This window comes from Microlunatus sp. GCM10028923, assembly GCF_042666975.1.
Classification (GTDB): Bacteria; Actinomycetota; Actinomycetes; order Propionibacteriales; family Propionibacteriaceae; genus Microlunatus.
In genome coordinates, this window is record NZ_JBHTFF010000003.1 from 505,877 (window position 1) to 531,386 (window position 25,510).

The following is a 25,510-nucleotide window of genomic DNA, read 5'->3' on the forward strand; positions in this document are numbered from 1 at the left end:
CCCCTAGGTCGTGCTGGACGTCCGGGACCGGCGTACGTGATCACGGGCATGGGCGATCGCCGGCGCGAGTTCGTCGAACAGGTGGTTCTCGTGCCGTAGCGAGTCGATCACGCCGACCCGGGTCAGCACCTGCAGATGCTCGCGCCGGATCCCCTTGATCGACACGGTGATGCCGCGCCGTTCCAGGGTGTGCACCAGGTCGACCAGGATCCGCGCGCCGGTGACGTCCAGCAACTGCAGCTGGGACAGCCGGAGGACGACGACCGTGACGCCGTCGACGGTCAGCACCCGGTCGACCAGCCGCTGGGCCGCCCCGAAGAACAGCGCGCCGTCGATCCGGAACAGCGCGATCTCCTCGTCGCCGGGACGCGGCTGGTCCGGGATCGGCTCGCGGTGGACGCCGCTGGAGCGGGCCAGCATCCGGAGCGCGAAGAAGGTCGCCACGGCCAGCCCGATCACCACCGCGATGATCAGGTCGAACGTCACCGTGATCACGGCGGTGATCAGGAAGGTCAGCGCCGCCGACCGGCTGGCCCGCAGCACCAGCCGTACGGTGGCGCGGGAGATCATCCGGGTCGCGGTCACCATCAGCACCCCGGCCAGCGCGGCGACCGGGATCCGGGAGACCGCCGCCGCACCGGCCAGCACGATCAGCAACAGCACCAGGGCATGGGTGATCGACGCGACCCGGGTGCGCGCTCCGGACCGTACGTTCACGGCGGTGCGGGCGATGGCGCCGGTGGCGGGCATCCCGCCGAACAACCCGGCGGCGAGCGAGGCGAGGCCCTGGCCGACCAGCTCCCGGTCCGGGTCGATCGGCCCGGTGTCCGCCATCGCGGACGCGACCCGGGCCGACAGCAGCGACTCGATCGCGGCCAGCCCGGCGACCGCCGCGGCCGGCCCGAGCAGGCTGATCACGAGGCCGGGTTCGAGCGGCGGCAGTGCCGGTGCCGGCAGCCCGGCCGGCAGGTCACCGATCCGGGGCAGCGGCAGGTCGAGCAGGACCGCGGCGACCGTGACGACGATGATCGCGATGATCGACCCGGGCACCCGGGGATGCAGTCTCGGCGCGATGATCATGATCGCGACGACCACCGGGATCGCGCCGAGCGACCAACCGGCGTCCGGCCAGCGGGCGGTCGCCAACGCCTGTCCGGCGGCGATCACGGCGTTGCTGTCGTGGCCGGCCGAGGACAGGGTCGACGGGACCTGCTGCAGGAAGATGATGATCGCGATGCCGAGCGTGAACCCCTCGATCACGGGCCACGGGATCAGCTCGACCACCCGTCCGAGTCGGAGCACTCCGGCAATGATGATCATGACCCCGGCGAGCAGGCTGACCGTGACCACGGCACCGGGCCCGTGAACGGCCACGATCGGGGCAAGGACGACCACCATGGCCCCGGTCGGCCCGGACACCTGGACGTTCGAGCCGCCGAACACCGCGGCCACCACGCCGGCGACGATCGCGGTGATCAACCCGGCCTCCGCGCCCGCGCCGGAACTGATCCCGAAGGCCAGCGCCAGCGGCAGGGCGACGATCCCGACGGTCAGCCCCGACAGCAGATCGACCCGCCAGCTCCGGCCCAGGCCCCGGTAGTCGGCCGCCGCCGGGAGCAGCGGACGGAGCAGCCCGTTCACCAACCTGGACCGCGGGGCTCTGGTGCTCACGAAGCGGGGACGTCGGCGGAGGCGGATCCCACAGCGGGCAGCGCGTCCGCGGAGCCGAGCTCGTACTGGTTCCGGTTCAGGATCTCGCCGAGCAGGGTCCGGGCGACCCGCAGCAACTCGGCGACCTGCGGGTAGGCGAGCCGGTAGAACACCTGGCTGCCGCGGCGTTCGGAGAGCACCAGATGGTCGTTCCGCAACACCGCCAGGTGCTGGGACAGGTGGGAGGCCTCCAGCCCGGTCTCGGCCAGGAGCTCTCCGACCGACACCGACGGCGCGGACGAGAGGACCTCGAGGACCCGGATCCGCAGCGGATGCGCCAGCCCCTTGAAGAGGGTCGCCTTGACCTCGTACAGCGGCCGCAGGCTTTCGCCGATCCCCGTCACAAGCACTCCATCCGGGCCTTCTGGGACGTATTCATGAATTGATGGATTCATCATATCGCGCTCTTGTGGGAGGGTCGTCGCCGTGTCGACGCAACCGTCCCGGCCGCTGTCCGCGGCGATGGTCCTGCTGGTGCTCGCGCTGTTCGCCGGGTGTTCGCTGCTGCCGAAAGCGGAGCCGAAGCAACTCGAGTACGAGGGACCGGCGCAGCCCGACCTCGGTGTCGAGCCCGCGGGATTGCCGATCGGCGAGGTCCGGACCAGGGTGGTGGCGCTGAGCCAGGACGGTGTCGTCATCGCCGAGCCGGACGGCAGCATCTACCAGGTCGGTGCCGACGGCGAGACCCGCTGGACGCAGCGGAGCACGCTGGACCTGCCCGGCGTCGGTTCGGCCCGGCTCGTCCTGGTCGGGCCGAGCGCCGACGCCGATGCCGGCGCCGTGGTCGCCGCCAGCTACTCCCGGGACCCGTGCAAGGACAACCGGAAGGCGTGCGACCCCCTGACCTCCGATCTCACGTTGGAGTACGGGATCGTCGCCCTCTCGACCGCCGACGGTTCCGTGCTCTGGTCGAAGGTCCTGATCCCGTCACAGCGCCTGAAGGCTGGAGACCTGCCGCCGAACGACTTCACCTGGGGCGTCTCCGTGGTTTCCGCGACGGCGGTGGCCGGGTACGTCCAGCACGGCGACGAACGGAACAAGCGGACCACCCTCGGTTTCGATCCGCAAAGCGGCGAAGAGCTCTGGAAGGTCGACGGCATCCAGGCCGACTGGGCCGGCGGCGACGGCGGCGACAAGCTCCTCGGCCTGAAGCTCGGGCGTGGCTCCGACCTCGACTACGAGGGCCATCCGATCGTGCTCGACGCGCGGACCGGCGAGGAGACCTGGCGGGCCGACGACCTCGGCTATTGGGGACGTGCCGGCGGCGCCGCTGTCGGCGACACCGACAGTCACGGCGTCTACACCACGGAGTCGAGGCAGCGGCCGGGCACCCTGGACCGCTTCGTGGTCGACCTGGCGACCGGGGCGACGACGTCGTTCGGTGAGAACGGCGCGGTCGGGGAGGACGAGAACGGGCCGTTCTACGCCTGGGTCGAGAATCAGGTCCTCGAGGGCGGCGGGCGCCTGTTGTCGACCGGCCTACCGCCCGGCGAACCTGCCGGCGGCTGTGAGCCGACCGACCAGGTCGCGGCCTCCGCCGCGGTCGGCGGCTACCTCTGGACCTACCAGGCCAGCAGCAGTTCGTTGGTGGCGTACGACCGCACCGGTGCTCGCCGCTCCGAACCCGTGCCCGGCATGCTCGCCGCGGTGAACGAGGACTGGCTGGTCGCCGCGCAGGATGATGGAGGAAGGCTCGGCATCTACCGGCTCACGCGTTGATCGACGTCCGGCGCTGCGTCAGCGCCACGTCAGCGACCGCCGTAACCCTGAGTCCCGGGGCAGGACGTCCCGGAAAGGGAGTGCGTCGCAACGTGAGGAAAGTGTCTGTGAAGTCCGGTCCTGCGACGGCTGTTGCCGTTGTGGTGGCGCTGGCCGTACTGGCGGGGTGTTCGTCGATCCCCAGGCCGGCCGGGTCGCCGAGTCGGGCTCCGGAACTCGGGGAGTACGAAGGTCCGGCGCAGCCCGACCTCAGCGCCGTTCCGGTGGGGCCGTCGCGCGGCACGTCCCAGACCGAGGTGGTCGGGCTGACCCGGGACGGAGTTGTCATCACCGACCCCGGCAGCCCGGCTTCGCTGCTGGACGCCGACGGGCAGGTCCGCTGGAGTCTTCCCCGCAACCTGAGGCTGCCGGGCCGTCCGGGCGAGGCGATGATCAACGGGGCGGGACCCATCGTCGACACGGACGCCGGCGACGTGATCGCAGCGGCTTCTGCGGCCAGCGCGTGCGACGGCGAGTTGGGTGACTGCACCGAGCAGGCCTGGCAGGAGTACGGGATCGCCGCCTTCTCCGCCGCCAACGGGGCCCTGCTCTGGTCGAAGGTCCTGATCCCGGCGGAACGGTCCGACCCGCCGTCGGATCCGGGCCGGGTCTCCTGGGGTGTCACCCTGGTGTCGGCCGCCGTCGTCGTGGCGTACGTGCAGGTCGGTGAGAGCCGGGACCGGCGGACGACCTTCGGGTTCGACCCGCACAGCGGTGATCAGCTGTGGAAGCTCGAAGGGGTCGAGGTGGAGTGGGCCGGCGGGGACGGCGGGGACCGGCTGCTGGGGCTGGAGGTCCGGCCCGGGTCCGGCGGCGCCTTCGACCACGAGGGACATCCGGTCGTCCTCGACGCGAGGACTGGTGCGGTGACCTGGCGCTGGGAACACCTCGGCCGTTGGGGCCCGGTCGCCGGTGCGTTGGTCGGCGACACGGACCGGTACGGCATCGTCGAGCTCCGGTCGGCCGAGGCCGACCGGCAACAGAACGTCTCGAAGTTCGCCGTCGTCGACCTGCCCGCCGGCGTGGCCGCGCCGATCGACAAGGCGGGCGTCGTCGGGGAGGACGAGGGCGGACCGTTCTACGCCTGGGTGGGGTCCCGGGGCGACGAGGGTTGGGTGATGTCCGCCGGACTGCCTCCTGGGCCGCCCGGGATCGGCCGCGAGCGGACCGGTCTGGCCACGCTCTCGTCGGCCGTCGGTGGGCATCTCTGGATGTTCGAGGAGGTGAGTCGTTCGACGGTCGCGTACGACCGCACGGGGGCGCGCCGCTCGAAGGAACTGCCGGGTCGTCTCGTCGCGGTGAGCGAGGACTGGGTGGTCACCCGGCTGGAGGACGAGGGGTCGCTCGGCATCTACCGGCTCACGCGTTGATCGACTTCCGGCCGACCACGATCGTGCCGTCGACCTCGTCGTCGGTAATGATCATGGTCTCAAAACCCTTGTCGGCAAGGATTTCCGCGGTCACGGGCGCCTGGTGCCGGCCGGCCTCGATGAGCAGCTGGCCGCCCGCCGTGAGCCAGTCCGGGGCGGCCGCGGCCGCACGCCGGTGCAGGTCGAGGCCGTCCGCGCCGCCGTCCAGGGCGATCCTGGCCTCGTGCTCGCGGGCCTCCCGCGGCATCAGCTCGATCTGCTCCGTCGGTACGTACGGAAGGTTGGCGACGACCAGGTCGACCCGGCCGCGCAACGACGCCGGCAGGGGAGCGAACAGGTCGCCGGCCAGGACGGTCTGATCCGGGCCGTTCAGGTTGCGGCGGGCGCAGCCGACGGCGACCGGGTCGAGTTCGGTGGCGTACAGCCGGAGGCCGGGCACTTCGGCGGCCAGGGCGGCCCCGATCGCGCCGCTGCCGCAGCACAGGTCGACCACGACGGCGCCGGCCCGGACCCGATGGGCGGCCTCGGTGACCAGCAGGCCGCTCCGGCGCCGCGGTACGAACACGCCCGGGTCGACCGCGATCCGCAAGGACCGGAACTCGGCCCAGCCGAGCACGTACTCCAGCGGTTCTCCGGCGACCCGCCGCCGCACCAGCCGTTCCAGTTCGGTGGCCTCCGCGGCCTCGGTGAGCAGCAGGCGGGCCTCGTCCTCGGCGAAGACACAACCGGCAGCCCGCAGCCGGGCGACGAGTCCGGCGTTCTCGCTCAGCCGGTCACCGGCTGTCCCCGCTGCACGGCCGCAGCCGTAGCTCGGCGACGTACTCCTCCGGGGCACCGGCGGCCTCGGCCGCATCGGCGATCAGTCCGACGGTCCGGGCGCTCGGCAGCCCGCCCTCGAAGTCGTTCAGCACATAGACCCAGGCCCGCACGATGCCGTCCTTGGCCGCGACGCTCAGCTTCACCTTCCGGTAGAGACCGGAGTCGGCGCTCTCCCACGCGTCCAGTTTGGCCTCGTCGACCGGCGAGAGATCGTAGAAGCCGACGAACACCTGCCCGTCCGGGTCCTCCGCGAGCGTGGGCAGCGGGCCGTCCCACCCGTCGCCGCCGAAGCTGAGGCGCCAGCCGGACAGCCAGCCGGTGCCGCGCCGTGGCGAATGTGGACAGCGTTCGCTCATCTGGCTCGGATCAAGGTTGCTACCGTACGCCGCATACAGCACACCCCGGAGGGTACCGGTTCCGCCTCCCCGGTGGTCGGAGATTGCGTGGAAGAATGCCGGACGTGACCCGAGTTGTGATCATCGGCGGTGGACCTGGCGGGTATGAGGCGGCCTTGGTGGCTGCCCAATTGGGCGGCGAGGTGACGCTGATCGACTCCGACGGGATCGGCGGCTCTGCCGTGCTGACCGACTGCGTGCCGTCGAAGACCCTGATCGCGACCGCCGAGGTGATGACCGAGGTGAGCGAGTCCGAGGAGCTGGGCATCCGGTTCGCCGACGGCGACTCCCCGGCCACCGGGCTCAGCGTCGACCTGAAGGCGGTCAACAAGCGGGTGCTCGAACTGGCCGACGCGCAGTCGGAGGACATCGCGTCCCGGCTGGTCCGGGACAAGGTGACCATCGTGGCCGGGCGGGGCGGGCTGGTCTCCCCGGAGGTGGTGGTGGCGGAGACCGCCGACGGCGAGCGGTCGTATCCGGCCGACGTCATCCTGATCGCGACCGGCGCGCATCCGCGGGTGCTGCCCGAGGCCGTACCGGACGGCGAACGGATCCTCACCTGGACCCAGGTGTACGGACTGAACGAACTGCCCGAGAAGCTGATCGTGGTCGGCTCCGGCGTGACCGGGGCCGAGTTCGCCGGCGCGTACAGCGGGCTCGGTGGCGAGGTCGTCCTGGTCTCGTCGCGGGACCGGGTGCTGCCGCACGAGGACGCCGACGCCGCCCAGGTGCTGGAGGACGTGTTCACCCGGCGCGGGATGGAGGTGCTGTCCCGGTCCCGGGCCCAGTCGGTGGTACGGGACGGCGACCAGGTCGTGGTCACGCTGACCGACGGCCGGACCGTCACCGGATCGCACTGCCTGCTGGCGGTCGGGTCCATCCCGAACACCGAGAACCTCGGCCTGGCCGAGGCCGGCGTCGAGCTGAACGAGGCCGGCTTCGTCGCCGTGGACCGGGTCTCGCGGACCTCGGCCCGCGGGGTGTACGCCGCCGGCGACTGCACCGGCGTGCTGATGCTCGCCTCGGTCGCCGCGATGCAGGGCCGGATCGCGATGTGGCACGCGCTCGGCGACCGGGTCAGCCCGCTCGACCTGAGCGTGGTCTCGTCCAACGTGTTCACCGCGCCGGAGATCGCCACCGTCGGGATGACCCAGCAGCAGGCCGATACCGCGATCCCGAAGGTCGCCACCGCGATGCTCCCGTTGGAGGGCAACGCGCGGGCCAAGATGCAGGGCGTCCGGGACGGCTTCATCAAGGTGTTCTGCCTGCCGGTCACCGGCATCGTCGTCGGCGGTGTCGTCGTCGCCCCGCGGGCCAGCGAGTTGATCTACCCGCTGGCGATCGCCGTCGCCGAACGGCTCACCGTCGACCAGGTCGCGGAATCCTTCACTGTCTACCCGTCGCTGACCGGCTCGCTCGCCGAGGCGGCCCGACGGCTGCACCTGCACGGCCAGGAACTGCGCGGCTGACCGTCCGATGTCCGCCGGGCAGCCGTTTCGCCGGTGGGTAGGTTGGTGGCGTGAGCGGGGTTGAGGCGGCGGTCGACATGCTGCGCGGGCGACGGTGGTCGGTGTTGTCGGGGGCCGGGATCAGTACGGACAGCGGCATTCCCGACTACCGCGGGCCGAACGCGCGGCCGGCATCGCCGATGATGTACGGCGAGTTCGCCGGCTCGGCCGAGGCCCGGCAGCGGTACTGGGCGAGGTCGTACCAGGGCTGGAGCCGGATCGGCACCGCCCATCCCAACCGGGGCCATCGGGCCCTGGTCCGGCTGGAGGCCTCCGGACTGGTCGGCGTCGTCACCCAGAACGTCGACGGGCTGCACGAGGCCGCGGGCAGCAGCCGGGTGATCGATCTGCACGGCCGGATCGACGACGTGATCTGTCTCGACTGCGGGCTCCGGGTGTCGCGGGCCTCGGTCCAGGACCGGCTGGCCCGGCTCAACCCGGACGTCCCGGCGGCGGAGGAACTGGAACACGCCGAGCTGCGGCCCGACGGCGACGCGGTGGTCGAGGACTGGCACGACTTCGTCCTCGCCGAGTGCGAACGGTGCGGTGGCCGGCTGAAGCCGGACGTCGTCTTCTTCGGCGAGAGCGTGCCGAAGGACCGGGTCACCGCCGCGTACGACCTGGTCGACGCCGGCGAGGTGCTGCTGGTGGCCGGCTCGTCGCTGACCGTGATGTCGGGGCTGCGGTTCGTCCGGCACTTCTGGAAGGCCGGCCGGCCGGTGATCATCGTCAACCGCGGCCGGACCCGGGGCGACGAGTTCGCCACGATCAAGCTCGACGAGGGCACCTCCGAGGTGCTCGACCGGCTCGGCGACGCGCTCAGCGTGATCGGTGCGACCGAAGGTCCCTGATCCGGTGCCGGATCGACTCGGCCAGTTCTTCATGATCAGTACGGAGCTCCGCCAGCACCCGGCTCAGCGACTCGGCGGCGTCCACCAGGCTTTCCTGATCAAGGTCGGCCGGATGGGTCGCGGCCATCCCGGGCGGCTCGGGCAGGCCCGCGTTCTCCACGCTGACCACACCGAAAGCCGGATAGACGACCCCACGGTCGGCGCCCCACAGTTGCCAGACCAGGTCCCGGGCCTCGGTCAGTGAACGCAGCGCCCGCCAGCGATGTCCCCGGACCGCGTGCCGGGCCGCGTCGCCGATCGCGATCCAGGCCAGGAATTCCCACTCCCGCAGCGTTTCCGGGTCCGTCGCCAGTCGCTCGGCGGGCACCGGATCGGCCAGCCGCCCGGTCCGGTCCAGCAGTGCCCGCGACTCGGGCGGCCGGCCGGAACGGAAGTCGGCCGGTGCGACGACCAGGGACAGCTGCCGCCCGTCCCGGTAGGCGACGATGCAGTGCGAGCCGCTCTGCCAGCCCTGGACCAGCGTTCCGGCGACCGGCGCGAACGAGCTCACCGCCTGCACGGCCTCGTCCCGGCGCACGTCGAGGTCGTCCCCGGTGACGCCGATCCCGGCGTCCAGGTCGGACCAGGCGTCGCCCGCGCCGCGGCCCAGCGAACCGCCGAGCTCGAGCCAGTCCACCCAGGGCTGCCGGGCCGCCCAGTCGGTCAGGCGTTGCACCAGTTCGGCCGGGTCAGCCACCATCGTCGTCCTCCTCGAGTCGTCGGGCGCGGTCCCGTAGATAGCGCTGCTGGGGCAGGTTGATCGCCCGGTCCGCCGCCGCCAGGTAGGCCGACCGGGCCGGTCCATGATCACCGGCCAGCTCGAGCAGGTGGGCCCGAACCGCGCTCAGCCGATGATCATCGCCGAGCCGGCCGGACCCGTCCAGCTCGTTGATCAAGTCGAGTCCGGCGGCCGGCCCGTCGACCATCGCCACCGCCACCGCGTGGTTCAACTCGACCACCGGATTGGGCCGGGCCTGGGTGAGCAGCAACCGGTAGAGCGCGACGATCTGCGGCCAGTCGGTCCGGTCGGCCGACGGCGCCTCGTCGTGGATCGCGGCGATCGCCGCCTGCAGTTGGTACGGGCCCGGCTCGCCGCGCGGCAGCACGGAGCTGATCAAGGAAACGCCCTCGGTGATCATGGCCCGGTCCCAGCGGGTCCGGTCCTGGTCGGCCATCACGATCAGTTCGCCGGCCGGCCCGGTGCGGGCCTCCCGGCGGGCGTCGGTGAGCAGCATCAGCGCGAGCAGCCCGGCCGCCTCGGCGTCGTCGGAGAGCCGGTGCAGCAGCCGGGCCAGCCGGATCGCCTCGGCGGTCAGCTCGGGCCGGTGCAGGTCCGGTCCGGCCGTGCTCGCGTACCCCTCGTTGAAGATCAGGTAGAGCACGTGCAGCACGGCCGCGACCCGCTCCAGTTGATCTTCGCGCGGCGGCAGCGCGAATGGGACGCCGCTGCCGGTGATGCTCTGCTTGGCCCGGGTGATCCGCCGGGTCATCGTCGGCTCCGGCACCAGGAAGGCGCGGGCGATCTCGGCGGTGGTCAGCCCGCCGACCGCACGCAGCGTGAGCGCGATCTGCGACGCCGGCGACAGCGACGGGTGACAGCACAGGAAGAGCAAGATCAACGAGTCGTCGGACTCCGCCGGCGCCGGCTCGCCGGGGAGTGCCGGATCGGGCCGGATCTCCCACTGGGCCTGGGATTCCTCGCGGCGCCGCCGGGCCTGCTCGGCGCGCAGCAGGTCGATCAGCCGCCGCGACGCCACGGTGATCAACCAGCCGCGCGGCTGCTCCGGGATTCCGGTCCGGGGCCATTGGGTCGCCGCCGCGAGCAGCGCCTCGGACACCGCGTCCTCGCAGCTGTCGAAGTTGCCGTAGCGGCGGACCAGCGCGCCGAGGACCTGCGGCGTGAGCTCCCGCAGCAGGCCTTCGGTGTCGCCGTCGATCATGGCGTGTCGATCACCCATGGCTGACCATGATCAAGTTCCTGTTCCGATCAGCCCTGGTGCTCCGGCGGGCCCTCGTCGACCGGCCGTACGTCGACGTACCACTCCGAGGTGGTGACGGCGTCCGGCGGATGGGGCGTGTCGGCCAGCTGGGCGGCGATCTCGGTGGCGCGATCGAAGCTGGCACAGTCGACGATCGTGTAGCCGGCCAGCACCTCCTGCGTCTCGGCGTACGGCCCGTCGGTGACCACCGGGGCGCCGTCGCGCAGGCTGATCCGGCGCGCGTGCACCGGAGCGCTCAACCCGCGGGCATCGACGAACTCGCCGGACTCGACGAGGGCGTTGTTCCAGTCCCGCATGAAGTCGACCATGGTCGAGAGGTCGTCGGCCGACCAGGCCGACTGGCCCTCGGCGCCCTTGCCGGACAGCATGTCGTAGTCGCGCTGCGATCCGTACAGCATGATCAGGTATTTCATGGCCTGCCCTTCGTCCCGCGGCTCCGCGATCCGGCGCCGTCACCCGTTGATCGGAGCCGGACCGGCGAACCGGACACACTCTCTGAACCGAAACCTAGCGGGAAAAACGAAAGTGCCCGCCTCCACCAGGGAGACGGGCACGTCGGTCGGGGACTCAGTCGCCGAAGCCGTCGAACATGCCACCGATGCCTTCGCCGATCTCGCCGATGCCGTCGCCGATGCCCTCGAACATGCCGCCGATGCCTTCGCCGATGCCGCCGATGCCCTCACCGATGCCACCGAACACGTTGCCCATGCCGCCGAACAGGAAGCTGCCGATCAGCACGCCGGACAGCATGTCGGAACCGCGCCAGTTGCTGTAGTAGCCCTGCGCCCACGGCGCGTACGCCTGGCCGCCTTCCCAGTACGGCACCCGCTGGGCGCCGACCTGGACGGTCCGGATGTACGGGTCGGCGCCGGCCAGCACGCGCTCCGCGTCGGCCGGGCAGGCCGGGATCTTGCGGGCCGCGCCGCCCGGCGGGGCCCACTCGACGTCCTGGCTGGACGGGCCGTGGGCCGGGTTGAAGAAGCACGGCGGGCGCTTGGCCGGCAGCGGTTCGCCCGCGACCCGGGCCTTGACGCAGGCGATCGCGTAGCGCCCGTCCTCGAGGATCTCGGTGACGTGCCGGATCTCGTCCGGCTGCTTCACCGCGTCCAGCGACATCTTGGCGTCGTCGTAGGCGTCCAGGGCGCGCTGGTAGTCCTGCTGCATGGCCTCGTCCAGCGGGTGGCCGGCGACATCGGAGTCGAGTCGCTGCAGCTCCTCGCCGAACTTGGTCACGTCCTCTTCGGCGGCGCGCTTCGAGGTCGACAGCTGGCTTTCCAACTCCGCCCGCGCTGCATCCTCACGCTGTCGCGCATGGCGACGGCTGATCAGCATGGCGCCGCCACCGACGACACCGAGCACAATCAAGAGAACAAGCCACTCCATGCCCTTCAGTCTGCCCGGTTATCGCCGAACACCCACGGTCGGGGACCTAAAAAGCCATAAGAACCCGGTGCCGGGCCCGATTCAGTCGACGATCTCGCAGATCAACTGGCCGCTGGCGACCGTTGCACCGGCCGACGCAGTGAGCCCGGTCACTTTCCCGGATCGGTGCGCGATCAGGGGCTGTTCCATCTTCATCGCCTCCAGGACGACGATCAGGTCGCCCGCGGCGACCGTCGCGCCGTCGGCGACCGCGATCTTGACGATCGTGCCCTGCATCGGCGACGTGAGCGCGTCGGTGCCCGCCGACGGACCGGTCGCGGCCGACCGGGCGTGCCGTCGCGGTCGGCTGCCCGTACCGCCGGCGGCGCCGTTGACCGTGAGACCGGCCGGCAGTGCGACCTCGAGCCGCTTGCCGTTCACCTCGACGATCATGGTCTCCCGCGGCTCCGGATCGGCGCCCGGTTCGACGGCGCCGTCGTACGGGGCGAGGCGGCCGGCGAACTCGGTCTCGATCCAGCGGGTGTGCACCGCGAACCGGCCGTCGGTGGCCGTGAACGCCGGGTCCTCGATCACCGCGCGATGGAACGGGAGCACGGTCGGCATGCCGGCCAGCTCCAACTCGGCCAGCGCCCGGCGGGACCGGGCCAGGGCCTCGGCGCGGTCGGCGCCGGTGACGATGATCTTGGCGATCAACGAGTCGAAACTGCCCGGCACCGTCATCCCGGCCCGGTAGCCCTCGTCGACCCGGACCCCGGGACCAGTCGGCGGCCGCCAGGTGGTGAGCGTCCCGGGGGCGGGCAGGAAGTTGCGGCCCGGGTCCTCGGCGTTCAGCCGGAACTCGATCGCGTGCCCGCGGACCGGCGGGTCGTCGTAGCCGAGCGGTTCGCCGTCGGCGATCCGGAACATCTCGCGGACCAGGTCGATCCCGGTCACCTGCTCCGACACCGGATGCTCGACCTGGAGCCGAGTGTTCACCTCGAGGAACGAGACGGTGCCGTCGTCGCCGATCAGGAACTCGCAGGTGCCGGCGCCGACGTAACCGGCCGCCAGCAAGATCGCCTTCGACGCGGACACGAGTTGATCATGCTGGTCCGTCGTCAGGTACGGGGCCGGTGCCTCCTCGACCAGCTTCTGGTGCCGCCGCTGCAGCGAGCAGTCCCGGGTGGAGACGACGATCACGGAGCCGTGCCGGTCGGCCAGGCACTGGGTCTCGACGTGTCGCGGATGATCAAGGTAGCGCTCGACGAAGCACTCGCCGCGACCGAACGCGGCCAGCGCCTCCCGGGTGGCCGACTCGAACAGCTCGGTGATCTCACCGGTCTCGCGGACCACCTTGAGTCCGCGGCCGCCGCCCCCGTACGCGGCCTTGATCGCGATCGGCAGTCCGTACTGCGCGGCGAACGCCTCGACCTCGGCCGCGCCGGCCACCGGGTCGGCGGTGCCGGGCACCAGCGGCGCGCCGACCTGCTGGGCCAGGTGCCGGGCCCGGACCTTGTCGCCGAGGGCGTCGATGGCCTCCGGCGGCGGCCCGATCCAGGTCAGCCCGGCCTCGATCACGGCCCGGGCGAAGGCGGCGTTCTCGGCCAGGAAGCCGTAGCCGGGGTGGACGGCGTCGGCGCCGCTGCGGTCCGCGATCGCGAGCAGCTTGGCGATGTCGAGGTAGGTCTCGGCGGGGGTGCCACCACGCAGGGCGTACGCCTCGTCGGCGAGCCGGGCCGGCAGGCCGTCGGCGTCGGGATCGGCATAGACGGCGACACTGCCCAACCCGGCATCCGCCGCGGCCCTGATCACCCGGACCGCGATCTCGCCACGATTGGCGACGAGCACCTTGCTGATGGCCACGCAGACCTCCCACCGTTGGTGAGGGGGAGTCTAGTGTCCTGTCAAGACCCCTTCGTGATCATTTCGAAGTTGATCATCAACGGATCATGATCAAAAGGAGGTGGGCCTCTCTCAGTATGAGTGAGAGAGGCCCACCAGGCCAGAGTTGTGTGACGTCTCCGGCCGATCGATCAGCGGCACAGCCCGACTCCCCGTCACCGGGAGCCGCAGCGGGTCTTGACCGAAGCCCATGGGTCCCACTGTTCGGCCGACCGATCCGATCGATCACGTCCTCACGCTCAGGTGTGAACGTAGCAACGTTTCTACACCGGGCCGACAGGCGTTCGCAACCCCTTCGACACCGGGAAGACGCTCCGATCGTCCTGTCCACCGCGCCGTCCACACACCACCCGGAGTTATGCACCGAACTGATCAACTTCTGCACAGGCACCGGTGGATAATTCCGGTCCCAGTCACTTCGCGGGCCTAAGCTGTCGGACATGGAGCCGGAGGCGGACACCAAGGACTGGACCTGGACGCTGCACCGACAGTGCCCCGAGTGTCGGCTGTCGGCCGGTGAGGTCTCAATGGCGGAACTGCCCGACCGGGCCGAGGCCGCAGCTGCGGAATGGGTGCAGATCCTGACCGCGAGTGCGGGGGTCGGGATCCGGCCCCGGCCGGACGTCTGGTCACCGCTGGAGTACGGCGCGCACGTCCGCGACGTGTACCAGCTGTTCGACGCCCGGCTGGCGCTGATGCTGGTCGAGGACGAGCCGACCTTCGCCAACTGGGACCAGAACGAGAGCGCGATCACCGGCGACTACGCCAGTCAGGACCCGGACCGGGTTGCCGCCGAGCTGGCGACGGCGGCCGAGGCGTTCGTCACCCGGATGCGCGGGCTCTCCGAGGACCAGTACCAACGGGTGGGGCGCCGGTCCGACGGGGCCGAGTTCACCGTGACCACCTTCTGTCAGTACTTCCTGCACGACGTGGTGCACCATCTTTGGGACGTCACCGGCCAGACCGAGCTCTAGCTTTCCGGCTTCGCCCGCTGAAACGTTACTGGCGAGTAGGCTCGGCCTCGACTCACAGCGCTGTCGAGGAATGGAGGCAGACGTCATGACTGCGGTTGATCACGCTCCGGCGTACCGGCTGGGCCCCGAACACCGGGATTTCAAGGCTTCCGTCGCCGACTTCGCCCGGACCCGGCTCGCCCCGCACGTGGAGAAATGGAACGCCGGCCACCGGCTGCCGCTGGAGGCGGTACGGGAGATGGCCGACCTCGGGCTGTTCGGGCTGGCCGGTCCGGAGGAGTACGGCGGCGCGGGCGACTTCACCAGCCTGTGCCTGGCGATCGAGGAGATCGGCTACGTCGACCAGTCGCTCGGGATCACCCTCTCGGCGGCGGTCGGCCTCGGCAGCAACCCGATCGCGGCGTACGGCACGCCGGCGCAGCGGGACCGCTATCTGCCGGACCTGCTGGCCGGCCGGACGCTGGCGGCGTTCGGCCTGACCGAGCCGGAGTCGGGCACCGATGCCGGCGCGCCGCGGACCCGGGCCACCAGGACGGGCGACGGCTGGGTGATCAACGGGACCAAGCAGTTCATCACCAACTCGGGCACCGAGCTGACCTCGGTGATCACGGTCACCGCGCGGACCGGGACGGCCGCCGACGGCACGGCGGAGGTCACCGCGTTCCTGGTCCCGGTGGGCATCCCGGGTCTGGAGATCGGCCCGGCCTACGACAAGGCCGGCTGGTACGCCTCGGACACCCACCCGCTGACCCTGACCGACGTCGCGGTCGCCGATGATCAGGTGCTCGGCGCGGTCGGCCGCGGCTACCACCAGTTCCTGGCCGTCCTGGACGACGGCCGGGTGGCGATCGCGGCGCTGGCACTGGGCTGCATCCGGGCCTGTCGTGATCTTGCCGTCGAGTACGCCGGCAGCCGGGAGACGTTCGGGAAGCCGATCGGTTCCCGGCAGGGGATCGCCTTCCAGCTGGCCGATCTGGACGTGATGGCACACGCCGCGGAGCTGCTCGTCTACGCGGCCGCGGAACTGAAGGGCACTGTTGATCATGACCGGTCGGCGTTCAAGCGGGCCGCCTCGATCGCCAAGCTCTACGCCACCGAGTCGGCCGTGACCGCGACCCGGGTCGCCGCGCAGGTCTTCGGCGGGTACGGGTTCATGAACGAATACCCGATCGCGAGGTTCCACCGCGACGCCAAGATCCTGGAGATCGGCGAGGGCACCTCGGAGGTGCAGCGGCTGCTGATCGCCCGCGGACTCGGGCTGCCGGTCGCATGACGGAATTCGAGGAGGCCGTCGAGGCGACCCTGCGGCCCACCGCCAAGGCGGCGGAGAAGCTTGCCGGGCAAGGAAAACTCTTCGTCCGGGACCGGATCGCGCTGCTCTTCGACGAGGGTACGTTCAGCGAGGACGGCCAGCTGGCCAACGCCCTGGCGCCCGGCCTGCCGGCCGACGGGGTGGTGACCGGGCGTGGCCTGGTCGACGGCCGGCCCGCGCTGGTGGTGGCCAACGACCCGAGTGTGAAGGCGGGTTCCTGGGGCGCCCGTACCGTGGAGAAGATCATCCGGGTCACCGAGGAGGCGCTCCGGGCCGAGCTGCCGGTGTTCTGGTTCATCGACTCGGCCGGCGCCCGGATCACCGACCAGGTCTACCTGTTCCCGGGCCGGCGCGGTGCCGGCCGGATCTTCCACAACCAGGTCGCGCTGTCCGGGAAGGTGCCGCAGATCTGCTGCCTGTTCGGCCCGAGTGCCGCCGGTGGCGCGTACATCCCGTCCTTCTGCGACGTCGTGATCATGGTCGAGAAGAACGCGTCGATGTATCTCGGCTCGCCGCGGATGGCGGAGATGGTGGTCGGCGAGAAGGTCAGCCTGGCCGAGATGGGCGGCGCCCGGATGCACGCCGAGGTGTCCGGTTGCGGTGATCAACTTGCGGTCGACGACGCCGACGCGATCGAGCAGGCGAAGGCGTACTTCTCTTATCTGCCGGGGAACTGGCGCACCGATCCGCCCGCCTACGACGAGGCCGAGCCGGCCCGGACCTTCGCCGACGACCTCGTCCCGGCCGATGAGCACCTCGGCTACGACGTCCGCGGCGTGGTGGAGGCGATCGTCGACGCCGACTCGTTCTTCGAGCTGAAGCCGCTGTTCGCCGCCGAGCTGGTGACCGGCTTCGGGTTGCTGGCCGGACAGCCGGTCGGCATCGTGGCCAACCAGCCGGCGGTCAAGGGCGGCGTGCTGTTCGTCGACTCGGCGGACAAGGCGGCCCGGTTCATCTGGCTCTGCGACGCGTTCAACGTGCCGCTGCTCTATCTGGCCGACGTGCCCGGGTTCATGATCGGCAGTGCCGTGGAGCGGCAGGGGATCATCCGGCACGGCGCGAAGATGATCACCGCGGTCGCCGAGGCGACCGTGCCGACGGTCTCACTGATCTTGCGTAAGGCGTACGGTGCCGGGCTGTACGCGATGGCCGGCCCCGGCTTCGGCCCGGACGCCTGCCTGGCCCTGCCCACCGCAAAGATCGCGGTGATGGGCCCGGAGGCCGCGATCAACGCGGTCTACGCGAACAAGATCGCCGAGATCACCGACGAGGCTGAGCGGGAGGCATACGTGACGAAGCTGCGCACCGAGTACGAGCTCGACATCGACATCGTCCGGCTCGCCGGCGAACTCGTGATCGACCAGATCGTCCGCCCGGCCGACGTCCGCCGCGAACTGATCGCCCGCTTCGCCGCCGCCGCGACCAAGGACCGCCACTTCTCCACCCGCCGGCACGGCGTCCCCCCGGTGTAACTCTGGCCCCAAGTTTTTCACGTTACGTGAAAGACTGGCGCTTCCCGCGAGATATAACGCGCGGGAAGCGACAAGAAGTGTGGGGAAGTGCGGCCGTCGTCAGCTGGACCAGCTTCGGCGGAAGATCAGGACCAGCGAGCGCAGGGCCAGCACGAAGCCGACGAAGAGCAGGCAGGCGCCGATCACCGGGAAGACCTGGATGGTGGTGCCGGGCAGGTTCGGGCCGCCGGTCGCGGTGATCATGATGATCGCGGCCAGGGTGGCGGCGGAGGCGAGCACGGCGACGATCACCTGGTGGGCCAGGCCGAGCAGGAAGTTGCGGTCGCCCTCGTCGCTGAGCAGCCGCAGGTTCACACTCAGCCGGCCGCGCTCGAGGTCCTCGCTGATCTTGTTCACCCGGCGGGGCAGCCGGCGCAGCAGCGGCAACAGGTTGAGCAGTTCGGAGTCGAGCTGCTGCCGGATCGTGTCGGGATTGGCCGCGGCGGCGAAGATCTCCCCACCGTGGTTGCGGGCGATCTTGACCAGGTCGAGCTTGGGGTCGATCAGCCGGCAGGTGCCCTCCAACGCGGCCAGCGCCCGGAAGGCCGCGGCGACCTGGCCCGGGATCGCGAACCCGTACCGGCGGACCAGACCGAAGATGTTGCCGAACATGCCGCCGGTGGTCGTGGTGCCGGACCGGTAGCGGACGATCAGCTGGCCGACCTCGCGTTCCATCGCCTTCTCGTCCAGCGGAACCGTCGGCCGCTCCAGGATCTCCACCAGGGCGTCGGTCGCGGCGATGCTGTTGTTGCGGTCCACCGCGAGCAGCAGCAGCCCGAGCGCGTCCCGGGAATGATCATCGAGCCGGCCGACCGAGCCGAAGTCGAGCAGCCCGATCCGGCCGTCCTCGTCGATCACCACGTTGCCGGGGTGCAGGTCGGCGTGGAACACCCCGCTGAGCATGATCTGGTCCAGCACGGCGCCGAGCAGCCGCTGCGCCGCGGCCGACCGGTCCTCGGTGGTCAGCCCGGCCAGGGTCTCGGTCGAGTTGCCGATCGGGGTTCCGGTCAGCCGCTCCTGGACCAAGATCGTCTCGCCGGAATACTCCGGGAACACCCGCGGGATGACGACCTCGGACTCGGGCCGGGTGGCCGCGGCGACGCCGATCATGTTGTCCGCCTCGACCCGGTAGTCCAGTTCCTCCCGCAGCGAGGCGGCGAACCCCTCGGCCAGCCGGCGGACGCCGAGCTCGCGGGCCCAGCCGGTGGCCCGTTCCAGCCGGTCGGCCAGCCGGCCGACGATGTCCAGGTCGGCCGTCACCTGGTCCCGGGCACCCGGCCGCTGCACCTTGACGACGACCGACTCGCCGGTGATCAACACGGCGGTGTGGACCTGGGCGACCGAGGCGGCCGCCAGCGGCTCCGGGTCGATCTCGGCGAACACCTCGTCGATCGGCCGGCCGAGGCTGGCCTCGATCACCGGCCTGATCGCCGGCCAGGGCAGCGCCGTGGTCGAGCTCTGCAACTGCGACAGCTCCCGTACGAAGACGTCGGGCACCAGGTCCGGCCGGGCCGACAACATCTGGCCGATCTTGATGAAGGTGACCCCGGCGTCGTTCAGCGCCCGCCGCAGCGACCGGGCGACCGAGGCGGTCCGGGTCTCGGCGGCCAGCCCGGTGACCCGGTCCCGGGCCCGCGGCCGGAGGAAGCCGCCGAGCCCGTGCCGGACGGCGATCGCGATCACCTGCACGTAGCGGCGGAACCGCCGGAACCGTTCCCGGGTGCTCCGCAGCACCCGCCACGGGGTCGGGATGGTGCCGGTCGGGATGATCAACTCCGCCACCACGAGGACGGCGATGGCAAGGAAGAAGGCCCAGGCCAGGACCAGCACGAAGATCAACAGCAGCCCGAGCGGGATCCGGTCGTCGTTCTGCTCGAACAGCCCGGACTGGAAGGCGATCCAGGGCAGGGTGGTGCCGAGTGAGCCGACCATGATCAGGCCGACCAGGATCGACCGGGGCCAACCGATCGGCACGCCGAGGACCCGCCGCGCGATGTAGGCGACCAGCGCCGCCATCGCGATCAGCGACGCGATCCCGAGGATTTCCACCATGGTCGCGATTGTTGCAAGGGCTCGGCCGGATCGGGCGGAGCACACGCGACCGGGGTACGGGGATCGGGCGGCCCGCCCGAACGGCGCCGGGCGGCGGTGACAGACTTGGCCGTATGACGGATCGTGGCTGGGCCGAGGTTGATCGCTATCTCGTCGACACGCTGGTCGGCGACCAGGACGACGACGTGTTCGAGGCCAACGCGGCCGGTGGGCTGCCGTCGATCGACGTGTCGCCGCCGCAGGGCAAGCTGCTGCACCTGATCGCCCGCTCGATCGGTGCCCGCCGGGTGCTCGAGATCGGCACGCTGGGCGGCTACAGCACCCTCTGGCTGGCCCGCGCGGTCGGGCCGGAGGGGCGTGTGATCACGCTCGAGTACGAGCAGCGGCACGCCGACGTGGCCGCCGCGAACCTGTCCCGCAAGGGCGTGGCGGACCGGGTCGAGATCCGGGTGGGCGCCGCCCTGGACAGCCTTCCGGTGCTGGCCGAGGAGGGGGCGGAGCCGTTCGACCTGGTGTTCATCGACGCCGACAAGCCCAACAACTCCAACTACCTGACCTGGGCGCTCCGGCTGACCCGGCCCGGTTCGGTGATCATCGTCGACAACGTGGTCCGGGCCGGCGGCATCGCCGATCCGGACTCGGCCAACGAGGCGGCCCGGGCCAGCCGGGCGGTGCTGGAACTGATCGCCGCCGAGCCGCGCCTGGACGGCACCGCGCTCCAGCTCGTCGGCGGCAAGGGCTGGGACGGCTTCGCCTACGCGCTGGTCACCGGCTGATCGGTGGCGAGGATCGCGTAGAGGTCGGAGTCCCGCCAGCCGTCCTGGATCTTCATCGTGCCGCGCAGCCGGCCCTCGTAGCGGAGGCCGGCCTTGCGCAGCACGGCGCCGGAGGCCAGATTGCGCGGATCGCAGGTGCCCTCGATCCGGTACAGCCGCTGCTCGTCGAAGCCGAACCGGACCAGGGCGGCCGCGATCGCGCTCGCGTAGCCGCGGCCCCAGAGGTCGGGATGGACGATGTAGCTGATCTCGCCGCGGTCGTACCGGCGCTTGATGATCTTGAGTTCACCGATCCCCACGACCAGGCCGGAATCGACCGCACAGAAGGGGAATCTGACCTGCGGGTCGGCGTCCCAGGCGGCCACCGCCTCGTTCACGTAGGTCCGGGACTCGGCCTCGCTGTTCGGTCCCCAGGCCTGGTACCTGCTGCTGCGCGGGTCCGCGCCCCAGCTGTGCACCCGGTCCAGGTCGCTGTCCCGAATCGGGCGCAGGGTGATCGCCGGCGCAGTCATCGCCGGGCCAGTCCGACCGCGGTACGCCAGCGGTCCCGGCGCGACTCCCGCTCGTCCGCGTCGATCGCCGGCACGAAGGTGCCGGCCGGATCCTGATCAAGGTCCTGCCAGGCGTCGGCGGCACCGAGGCTGGCCCAGGCCAGCCGGGCCGCGCCGACGGCGGACACCTCGGCCACCGGCGCCACCCGGACCTCGAGGCCGAGCAGGTCGGCCTGGGTCTGCATTGCCAGCGCCGACGCGGTCACGCCGCCGTCCACCCGCAGCTGGTCGATCCGGACTCCCTCGCCGGTGATCGTCTCGATCACGTCGGCGACCTGGTGCGCGACGGCGTCCACCGCCGCCCGGGCCAGCTGCGCCCGGGTGGTGCCGGCCGAGAGTCCGGCGAAGGTCGGTTCGGCGTCGCGCAGCCAGTGCGGGGCGCCGAGGCCGCCGAACGCGGGGACGAAGGCGACCCCGCCGCTGTCCGGTACGGAACCGGCGAGCGCCAGCAGGTCGGCGACCGAGTCGAGGCCGAGCAGGGGAGCGAGCCAGGCGAGCGCGGCACCGGAGGACACGATGTTGCCCTCCCGTCCGTACGTCGGGAAGTCGGTCAGCCAGGCCAGCGTGGTCGGCACCGGCGACGGCTCCGGATCGAACTCGATCACCGGCGTCATCACCGAGCTGCCGGTCCCGTAGGTCGCCTTTGCGGTGCCGGGTTCCGTGCAGCCCTGTCCGTACAGGGCGGCGTGCGAGTCGGCCAGCACCGCGGCGATCTCCGGCCGGCCGTCGATGCCGGGCAGTTCGGTCCGGATCGGCAGCCGGGTGTCGGAGTTGATCACCGCCGGCAGGGCCGACTCGGGCACCCCGAACAGGCCGAGCAGCTCGTGGGACCAGGTGAGCCGGTCGACATCGAAGAGCAGGGTCCGGGAGGCGTTGCCGGCCTCGATCACATGATCATGACCGGTCAGCCGCCAGCAGAGCCAGGAATCCACGGTGCCGACGGCGATCCGGCCGAGCGGGGCGCCGGCCGTGCGCAGCAGCTCGTTGATCTTGGGCGCCGAGAACATCGGGTCGATCCGCAGCCCGGTCAGGCTCCGGACCAGGTCGTCGGCGCCCGGCTCGGCCAGCAGCCTGGCGCAGCGGTCGGCGGTCCGGGTGTCCTGCCAGCCGATCACCGGCCCGAACGGCCGGCCGGTCTCGCGGTCCCAGGCGACCACGGACTCGCGCTGGTTGGCGATCGCCAGGGCCCGCACCGGGCCGGTGGTCGTACGGCGGCACTCGGCGACGGCCGCGCAGACCGACTCCCACAACTGCTCGGGGTCCTGCTCGACCCGGTCCGGACCTGGGGTGCGTACGTCGACCGGGGCTGCACCGTGGGCGACGACCGCGCCTGCGGCCGTCACGGCGATCGCCTTGGAGTTGGTGGTCCCCTGGTCGATAGCGATGATCACCGGCTCGGCTGCGGGCAAGGCCGACCTCCTCGACTCGAAGTCGATCATGATACCGGGCGACTGCCTTGACGCCCCCGGCACCGGCGGGAGATTATCGAGCGGGCAAGCATACAATACTGAATAGCTATTCACGCTAGAGGAGCAACGATGCCGGATCGTCGTCGAGTGATCATCAACTCCGACGCCAAGAACGAGGCCGACGACCAGTTCGCCCTCGTGCACGGGCTGCTGTCGCCGACCTTCGATGTCCGTGGTCTGATCCCGGCCCACTTCGGCACCCGCCGGTCCGACCGGAGCATGGCGGAGTCGCGCGAGGAGATCGACCTGCTGCTCGACCTGCTCGGGATGACCGGCAAGATCACGGTGGCCGACGGCGCGGCGGCCGCGATCCCCGACGAGCGCACTCCGGCGGACTCGCCGGGGGCCAGATTGATCATCGAGGAGTCGAAGCTCGCCGGCGACGGCGACCCCTTGTACGTGGCGTTCCTCGGCCCGCTGACCGACATGGCGTCGGCGATCCTGCTCGATCCCGAGCTGGTGCGGCGGAACGTGATCGTGATCTGGATCGGCGGCGTCGACTACTCCGGGCTGGACTCCGGCTCCAGGATCGAGTTCAACCTGTCCAACGACATCGCCGCCGCCAACGTGGTCTTCGATTCCGGGATCACCGTCTGGCAGGTGCCGAGCAACGTCTACCGCCAGGTCTCGGTCTCGTACGCCGAACTGGACGCCAAGGTCGCCGGCGCCGGCCCGGTCGGCGAGTATCTGGTCCGTCAGCTCAAGGAGTGGAACGCCCGGGTGCACGCGGAGCCGATCGAGTCCCGTTCGCTGGGTGACTCGCCGGCGATCGCGCTGATGCTCTATCCCGGCAGCGGCAACTTCCGGGTCCGGCCCGCGCCGCGGTTCGGCGCCGAGGGTCACCACGTGCCGGGCTCCGGCCACCCGATCCGGGTCTGCGAGTCGGTGGACACCCGGTTCCTGCTCGAGGACATGTTCGCCAAGATCAACAGGTTCGCCGAAAGGACTCAGGGATGACGACCGAACTGCCGGTCTTCGGAGCCGGCATCTGGCACTTCGCCACCTACAAGGACCGCTACGCGACCGACGGCTACGGACCCGAGGTCGGCCTGCTGGAGCAGATCGACCGGGCCGGCGCCGTCGGTGACCTGTCGGTGGTCGACCTGAACTATCCGTTCGTCGGCTTCGACGGCACGTTGGGCGACGTCCGCGCGGCGCTGCGGCGCAACGGGTTGCGGGCGATCGCGATCACCCCGGAGATCTACACTCGGGACTTCGTCAAGGGTTCGCTCACCCACCCCGATCCTGCGGTACGGAAGCAGGCCTTGGACCTGCTGCACGAGGCGACCGGCGTGGCCAAGGAACTCGGCTGCGACTACGTGAAGCTGTGGCCGGGCCAGGACGGCTGGGACTACCCGTTCCAGGTGGACTATCACGACGCCTGGCAGCTCGCGCTGGACGGGCTGACCGAACTGGTCTCGGCCCACCCGGAGATCAAGTTCGTGATCGAGTACAAGCCGCGCGAACCGCGGGTGAAGATCATCTTCCCCAACGTGGCGCGGACCCTGCTCGGGATCGAGAAGATCGGACTGCCCAACCTCGGCATCCTGCTCGACTTCGGCCATTCCCTGTACGGGCAGGAGACCCCGGCCGACGCGGCGCAGCTGGCGATCGACTACGGCCGGCTGTTCGCCATCGACGTCAACGACAACCTGCGTGGCTGGGACGACGACATGGTGGTCGGCTCGGTGCACCTGATCGAGACGTTCGAGTTCTTCCACACGCTGCGGAAGAACAACTGGCAGGGTGTCTGGCAGCTCGATCAGTTCCCGTTCCGCGAGGACAGCGTGCAGGCGGCCAAGCAGGCGATCACCTTCCTCAAGGGGGTGCACCGGGCGCTCGACGTCCTCGATGTCGAGGCGCTGGCCGCGGCCCAGGCCAAGCACGACGCCCTGGCCGCGCAGCGGATCGTCCAGCGAGCGCTGCTGCCCAGCCTGCTGGATGACTAGGCCGCGGGTACTCGTCTCGACCGACATCGGCGGCACCGATCCGGACGACTTCCAGTCGCTGGTCCACCTGCTGCTGAACGCCGACCGGCTGGAGATCGAGGGCCTGGTCTCGTCACCGTACGGGAAGGGCCGGGCTGCCGATCTTCATGCGGTCCTTGATCACTACGCGGCTGATCATGCTGCGCTGCTGACCCACGCGGACGGCTACCCGGAGCCTGCCGCGCTGCGGGCGGTGATCAAGCAGGGTGCGCCGGAGGTCGCCGATCACCGCGGCTACGGCGCTCCGACCGAGGGATCGGACTGGATCGTCAGCTGCGCGCGCCGGGCCGACCCGCGGCCGCTGGACGTGCTGATCTGGGGCGGCATCGACGACCTGGCCCAGGCGCTGCACGACGCCCCCGACATCGTGCCGCGGCTCCGGGTGCACTACATCGGTGGGCCGAACAAGCTGTGGGGCGTCGACGCGTACGACTACGTCGAGACGCACCATCCGGAGTTGTCGATCATCGAGTCCAACTCCAGCTACCGCGGCTTCTTCGCCGCCGACGGCGCCGATGACCGGCGGATGATCGACTTCGTCGCCCGGCACGCCGCCGGGCACGGCGCGCTCGGCGACTTCTTCGCCCGGCAACTGCCCGCCGTCAAGATGGGCGACAGCCCGACCGTCACCTGGCTGCTGCACGGCTCCCGGGATCCGTCCCGGCCGTCCTGGGGCGGGCGCTACGTCCCGGTCTGGGGCGGCCGGAAGACGATCTTCGAACGGCACACCACCGCGGCGGACGTCGCAGAGGTCTACGGGGTGGTGGAGTTCCTGCTGCCCCGGCCGGCCGGGTACGGCCCGGAGGACACCGCGCGGATGATCATCGACGGCCGTCGGCAGGGCCCGTTCTCGGCCGCCGTCGATCACGGCGACCGGCTGCGGTTCCGTTGTTCGCCGCGGGATCCCAAGATCATTCCGTACCTGATCGAGAGCAGCCACCCGGACCTCGACGGCCGGAGCGGCGAGTTCACCGCGGCGCCGCCGCCGGAGGACCGCTGGCGCACTCCGGCTGCCGGGCACCCGCGCTGGTGGTGCGACGACCAGGACCCGGCCGCCGCCCTCGGGTCGTGGCCGGGCGCGCGGACGATCAGCGAGTGGCGGGACGCGTTCCTGGCCGACTTCGCGCACCGCCTGGATCGCTGCCGGCCGGCTCGCTGACTCC

The 25,510-nt window shown here is 71.0% G+C and carries 23 protein-coding genes; 11 read left to right on the plus strand and 12 right to left on the minus strand.

Features of this window, described 5'->3' with window-relative positions:
* Positions 1-3: 3 nt before the first annotated feature.
* Both ACFQU4_RS09625 and ACFQU4_RS09630 read right to left on the minus strand, forming a co-directional pair.
* Entirely contained in the window at positions 4-1,671 is a 1,668-nt protein-coding gene (locus tag ACFQU4_RS09625) for a SulP family inorganic anion transporter (RefSeq protein WP_377490193.1), read from the minus strand.
* A complete protein-coding gene (locus ACFQU4_RS09630) occupies positions 1,668-2,054 on the minus strand; it encodes an ArsR/SmtB family transcription factor (RefSeq protein WP_377490197.1) in 387 nt (128 codons plus the stop codon). Before ACFQU4_RS09630 ends, ACFQU4_RS09625 begins: the two co-directional genes overlap by 4 nt.
* Positions 2,055-2,136: 82 nt before the next feature.
* Between ACFQU4_RS09630 and ACFQU4_RS09635 the strand changes: the two genes are divergently transcribed.
* Positions 2,137-3,429 (plus strand): hypothetical protein, encoded by a 1,293-nt coding sequence (locus tag ACFQU4_RS09635; protein WP_377490200.1) that lies wholly within the window; start codon positions 2,137-2,139, stop codon positions 3,427-3,429.
* 107 nt (positions 3,430-3,536) lie between these two features.
* Entirely contained in the window at positions 3,537-4,838 is a 1,302-nt protein-coding gene (locus ACFQU4_RS09640; protein ID WP_377490203.1) for a hypothetical protein, read from the plus strand.
* Here the strand turns inward: ACFQU4_RS09640 and ACFQU4_RS09645 are convergent.
* Positions 4,828-5,673: a putative protein N(5)-glutamine methyltransferase gene (locus tag ACFQU4_RS09645; protein WP_377490206.1), complete on the minus strand. Its 846-nt coding sequence runs from the start codon at positions 5,671-5,673 to the stop codon at positions 4,828-4,830. The two genes, ACFQU4_RS09640 and ACFQU4_RS09645, sit on opposite strands and share 11 nt — an antisense overlap.
* Positions 5,612-6,013 carry a gamma-glutamylcyclotransferase family protein gene (locus ACFQU4_RS09650; protein ID WP_377490209.1) on the minus strand — a complete coding sequence of 134 codons (402 nt, stop codon included), beginning with the start codon at positions 6,011-6,013 and terminating at the stop codon, positions 5,612-5,614. The genes ACFQU4_RS09645 and ACFQU4_RS09650 overlap by 62 nt, the downstream gene beginning before the upstream one ends.
* Before the next feature lie 104 nt (positions 6,014-6,117).
* Between ACFQU4_RS09650 and ACFQU4_RS09655 the strand changes: the two genes are divergently transcribed.
* Both ACFQU4_RS09655 and ACFQU4_RS09660 read left to right on the plus strand, forming a co-directional pair.
* Entirely contained in the window at positions 6,118-7,521 is a 1,404-nt protein-coding gene (locus ACFQU4_RS09655) for an NAD(P)H-quinone dehydrogenase (protein WP_377490212.1), read from the plus strand.
* A gap of 50 nt (positions 7,522-7,571) precedes the next feature.
* Complete coding sequence (locus tag ACFQU4_RS09660; RefSeq protein ID WP_377490215.1) at positions 7,572-8,411, plus strand: Sir2 family NAD-dependent protein deacetylase; 840 nt, start codon at positions 7,572-7,574, stop codon at positions 8,409-8,411.
* Here ACFQU4_RS09660 and ACFQU4_RS09665 read toward each other — a convergent pair.
* The 5 genes from ACFQU4_RS09665 to ACFQU4_RS09685 form a co-directional block, all read right to left on the minus strand.
* Complete coding sequence (locus tag ACFQU4_RS09665) at positions 8,380-9,150, minus strand: hypothetical protein (RefSeq protein ID WP_377490218.1); 771 nt, start codon at positions 9,148-9,150, stop codon at positions 8,380-8,382. The two genes, ACFQU4_RS09660 and ACFQU4_RS09665, sit on opposite strands and share 32 nt — an antisense overlap.
* Positions 9,140-10,408 (minus strand): RNA polymerase sigma factor, encoded by a 1,269-nt coding sequence (locus ACFQU4_RS09670; RefSeq protein WP_377490221.1) that lies wholly within the window; start codon positions 10,406-10,408, stop codon positions 9,140-9,142. The genes ACFQU4_RS09665 and ACFQU4_RS09670 overlap by 11 nt, the downstream gene beginning before the upstream one ends.
* Positions 10,409-10,437: 29 nt before the next feature.
* Positions 10,438-10,863 (minus strand): YciI family protein, encoded by a 426-nt coding sequence (locus tag ACFQU4_RS09675; protein WP_377490224.1) that lies wholly within the window; start codon positions 10,861-10,863, stop codon positions 10,438-10,440.
* A 154-nt stretch (positions 10,864-11,017) separates the two neighbouring features.
* Positions 11,018-11,833, minus strand: a complete 816-nt coding sequence (locus ACFQU4_RS09680) for a hypothetical protein (protein ID WP_377490227.1) — start codon at positions 11,831-11,833, stop codon at positions 11,018-11,020.
* 81 nt (positions 11,834-11,914) lie between these two features.
* Positions 11,915-13,675 carry an acetyl/propionyl/methylcrotonyl-CoA carboxylase subunit alpha gene (locus ACFQU4_RS09685; protein ID WP_377490230.1) on the minus strand — a complete coding sequence of 587 codons (1,761 nt, stop codon included), beginning with the start codon at positions 13,673-13,675 and terminating at the stop codon, positions 11,915-11,917.
* Positions 13,676-14,154: 479 nt separating this feature from the next.
* On the opposite strand from ACFQU4_RS09685, the gene ACFQU4_RS09690 reads away from it, so the two are divergent.
* From ACFQU4_RS09690 to ACFQU4_RS09700, 3 genes are all read left to right on the plus strand, one after another.
* Entirely contained in the window at positions 14,155-14,688 is a 534-nt protein-coding gene (locus tag ACFQU4_RS09690; RefSeq protein ID WP_377490233.1) for a DinB family protein, read from the plus strand.
* Positions 14,689-14,773: 85 nt separating this feature from the next.
* Positions 14,774-15,961 (plus strand): acyl-CoA dehydrogenase family protein, encoded by a 1,188-nt coding sequence (locus ACFQU4_RS09695; RefSeq protein WP_377490236.1) that lies wholly within the window; start codon positions 14,774-14,776, stop codon positions 15,959-15,961.
* A complete protein-coding gene (locus ACFQU4_RS09700) occupies positions 15,958-17,472 on the plus strand; it encodes an acyl-CoA carboxylase subunit beta (protein ID WP_377490239.1) in 1,515 nt (504 codons plus the stop codon). Before ACFQU4_RS09695 ends, ACFQU4_RS09700 begins: the two co-directional genes overlap by 4 nt.
* Before the next feature lie 99 nt (positions 17,473-17,571).
* Here ACFQU4_RS09700 and ACFQU4_RS09705 read toward each other — a convergent pair whose 3' ends face one another.
* Positions 17,572-19,563 carry an ABC1 kinase family protein gene (locus tag ACFQU4_RS09705; protein WP_377490242.1) on the minus strand — a complete coding sequence of 664 codons (1,992 nt, stop codon included), beginning with the start codon at positions 19,561-19,563 and terminating at the stop codon, positions 17,572-17,574.
* Between the two features lie 113 nt (positions 19,564-19,676).
* Here ACFQU4_RS09705 and ACFQU4_RS09710 point away from each other — a divergent pair, with 113 nt between their 5' ends.
* Entirely contained in the window at positions 19,677-20,339 is a 663-nt protein-coding gene (locus ACFQU4_RS09710) for an O-methyltransferase (protein WP_377490245.1), read from the plus strand.
* On the opposite strand, the gene ACFQU4_RS09715 is transcribed toward ACFQU4_RS09710, so the two are convergent.
* On the minus strand, positions 20,318-20,851 hold the full coding sequence (locus ACFQU4_RS09715; protein ID WP_377490248.1) for a GNAT family N-acetyltransferase: 534 nt from the start codon (positions 20,849-20,851) through the stop codon (positions 20,318-20,320). The genes ACFQU4_RS09710 and ACFQU4_RS09715 overlap by 22 nt on opposite strands.
* On the minus strand, positions 20,848-22,299 hold the full coding sequence (locus tag ACFQU4_RS09720) for an FGGY family carbohydrate kinase (RefSeq protein ID WP_377490251.1): 1,452 nt from the start codon (positions 22,297-22,299) through the stop codon (positions 20,848-20,850). The genes ACFQU4_RS09715 and ACFQU4_RS09720 overlap by 4 nt, the downstream gene beginning before the upstream one ends.
* Positions 22,300-22,428: 129 nt before the next feature.
* On the opposite strand from ACFQU4_RS09720, the gene ACFQU4_RS09725 reads away from it, so the two are divergent.
* From ACFQU4_RS09725 to ACFQU4_RS09735, 3 genes are read left to right on the plus strand one after another with little or no spacing between them, the layout of a single operon-like run.
* The gene (locus tag ACFQU4_RS09725) at positions 22,429-23,316 is read left to right on the plus strand and encodes a nucleoside hydrolase (RefSeq protein ID WP_377490254.1); all 888 of its coding nucleotides are present in this window, start codon (positions 22,429-22,431) and stop codon (positions 23,314-23,316) included.
* Positions 23,313-24,308 carry a sugar phosphate isomerase/epimerase family protein gene (locus tag ACFQU4_RS09730; protein WP_377490257.1) on the plus strand — a complete coding sequence of 332 codons (996 nt, stop codon included), beginning with the start codon at positions 23,313-23,315 and terminating at the stop codon, positions 24,306-24,308. Before ACFQU4_RS09725 ends, ACFQU4_RS09730 begins: the two co-directional genes overlap by 4 nt.
* Positions 24,301-25,506, plus strand: a complete 1,206-nt coding sequence (locus ACFQU4_RS09735; RefSeq protein ID WP_377490260.1) for a DUF1593 domain-containing protein — start codon at positions 24,301-24,303, stop codon at positions 25,504-25,506. Before ACFQU4_RS09730 ends, ACFQU4_RS09735 begins: the two co-directional genes overlap by 8 nt.
* Positions 25,507-25,510 lie beyond the last annotated feature (4 nt).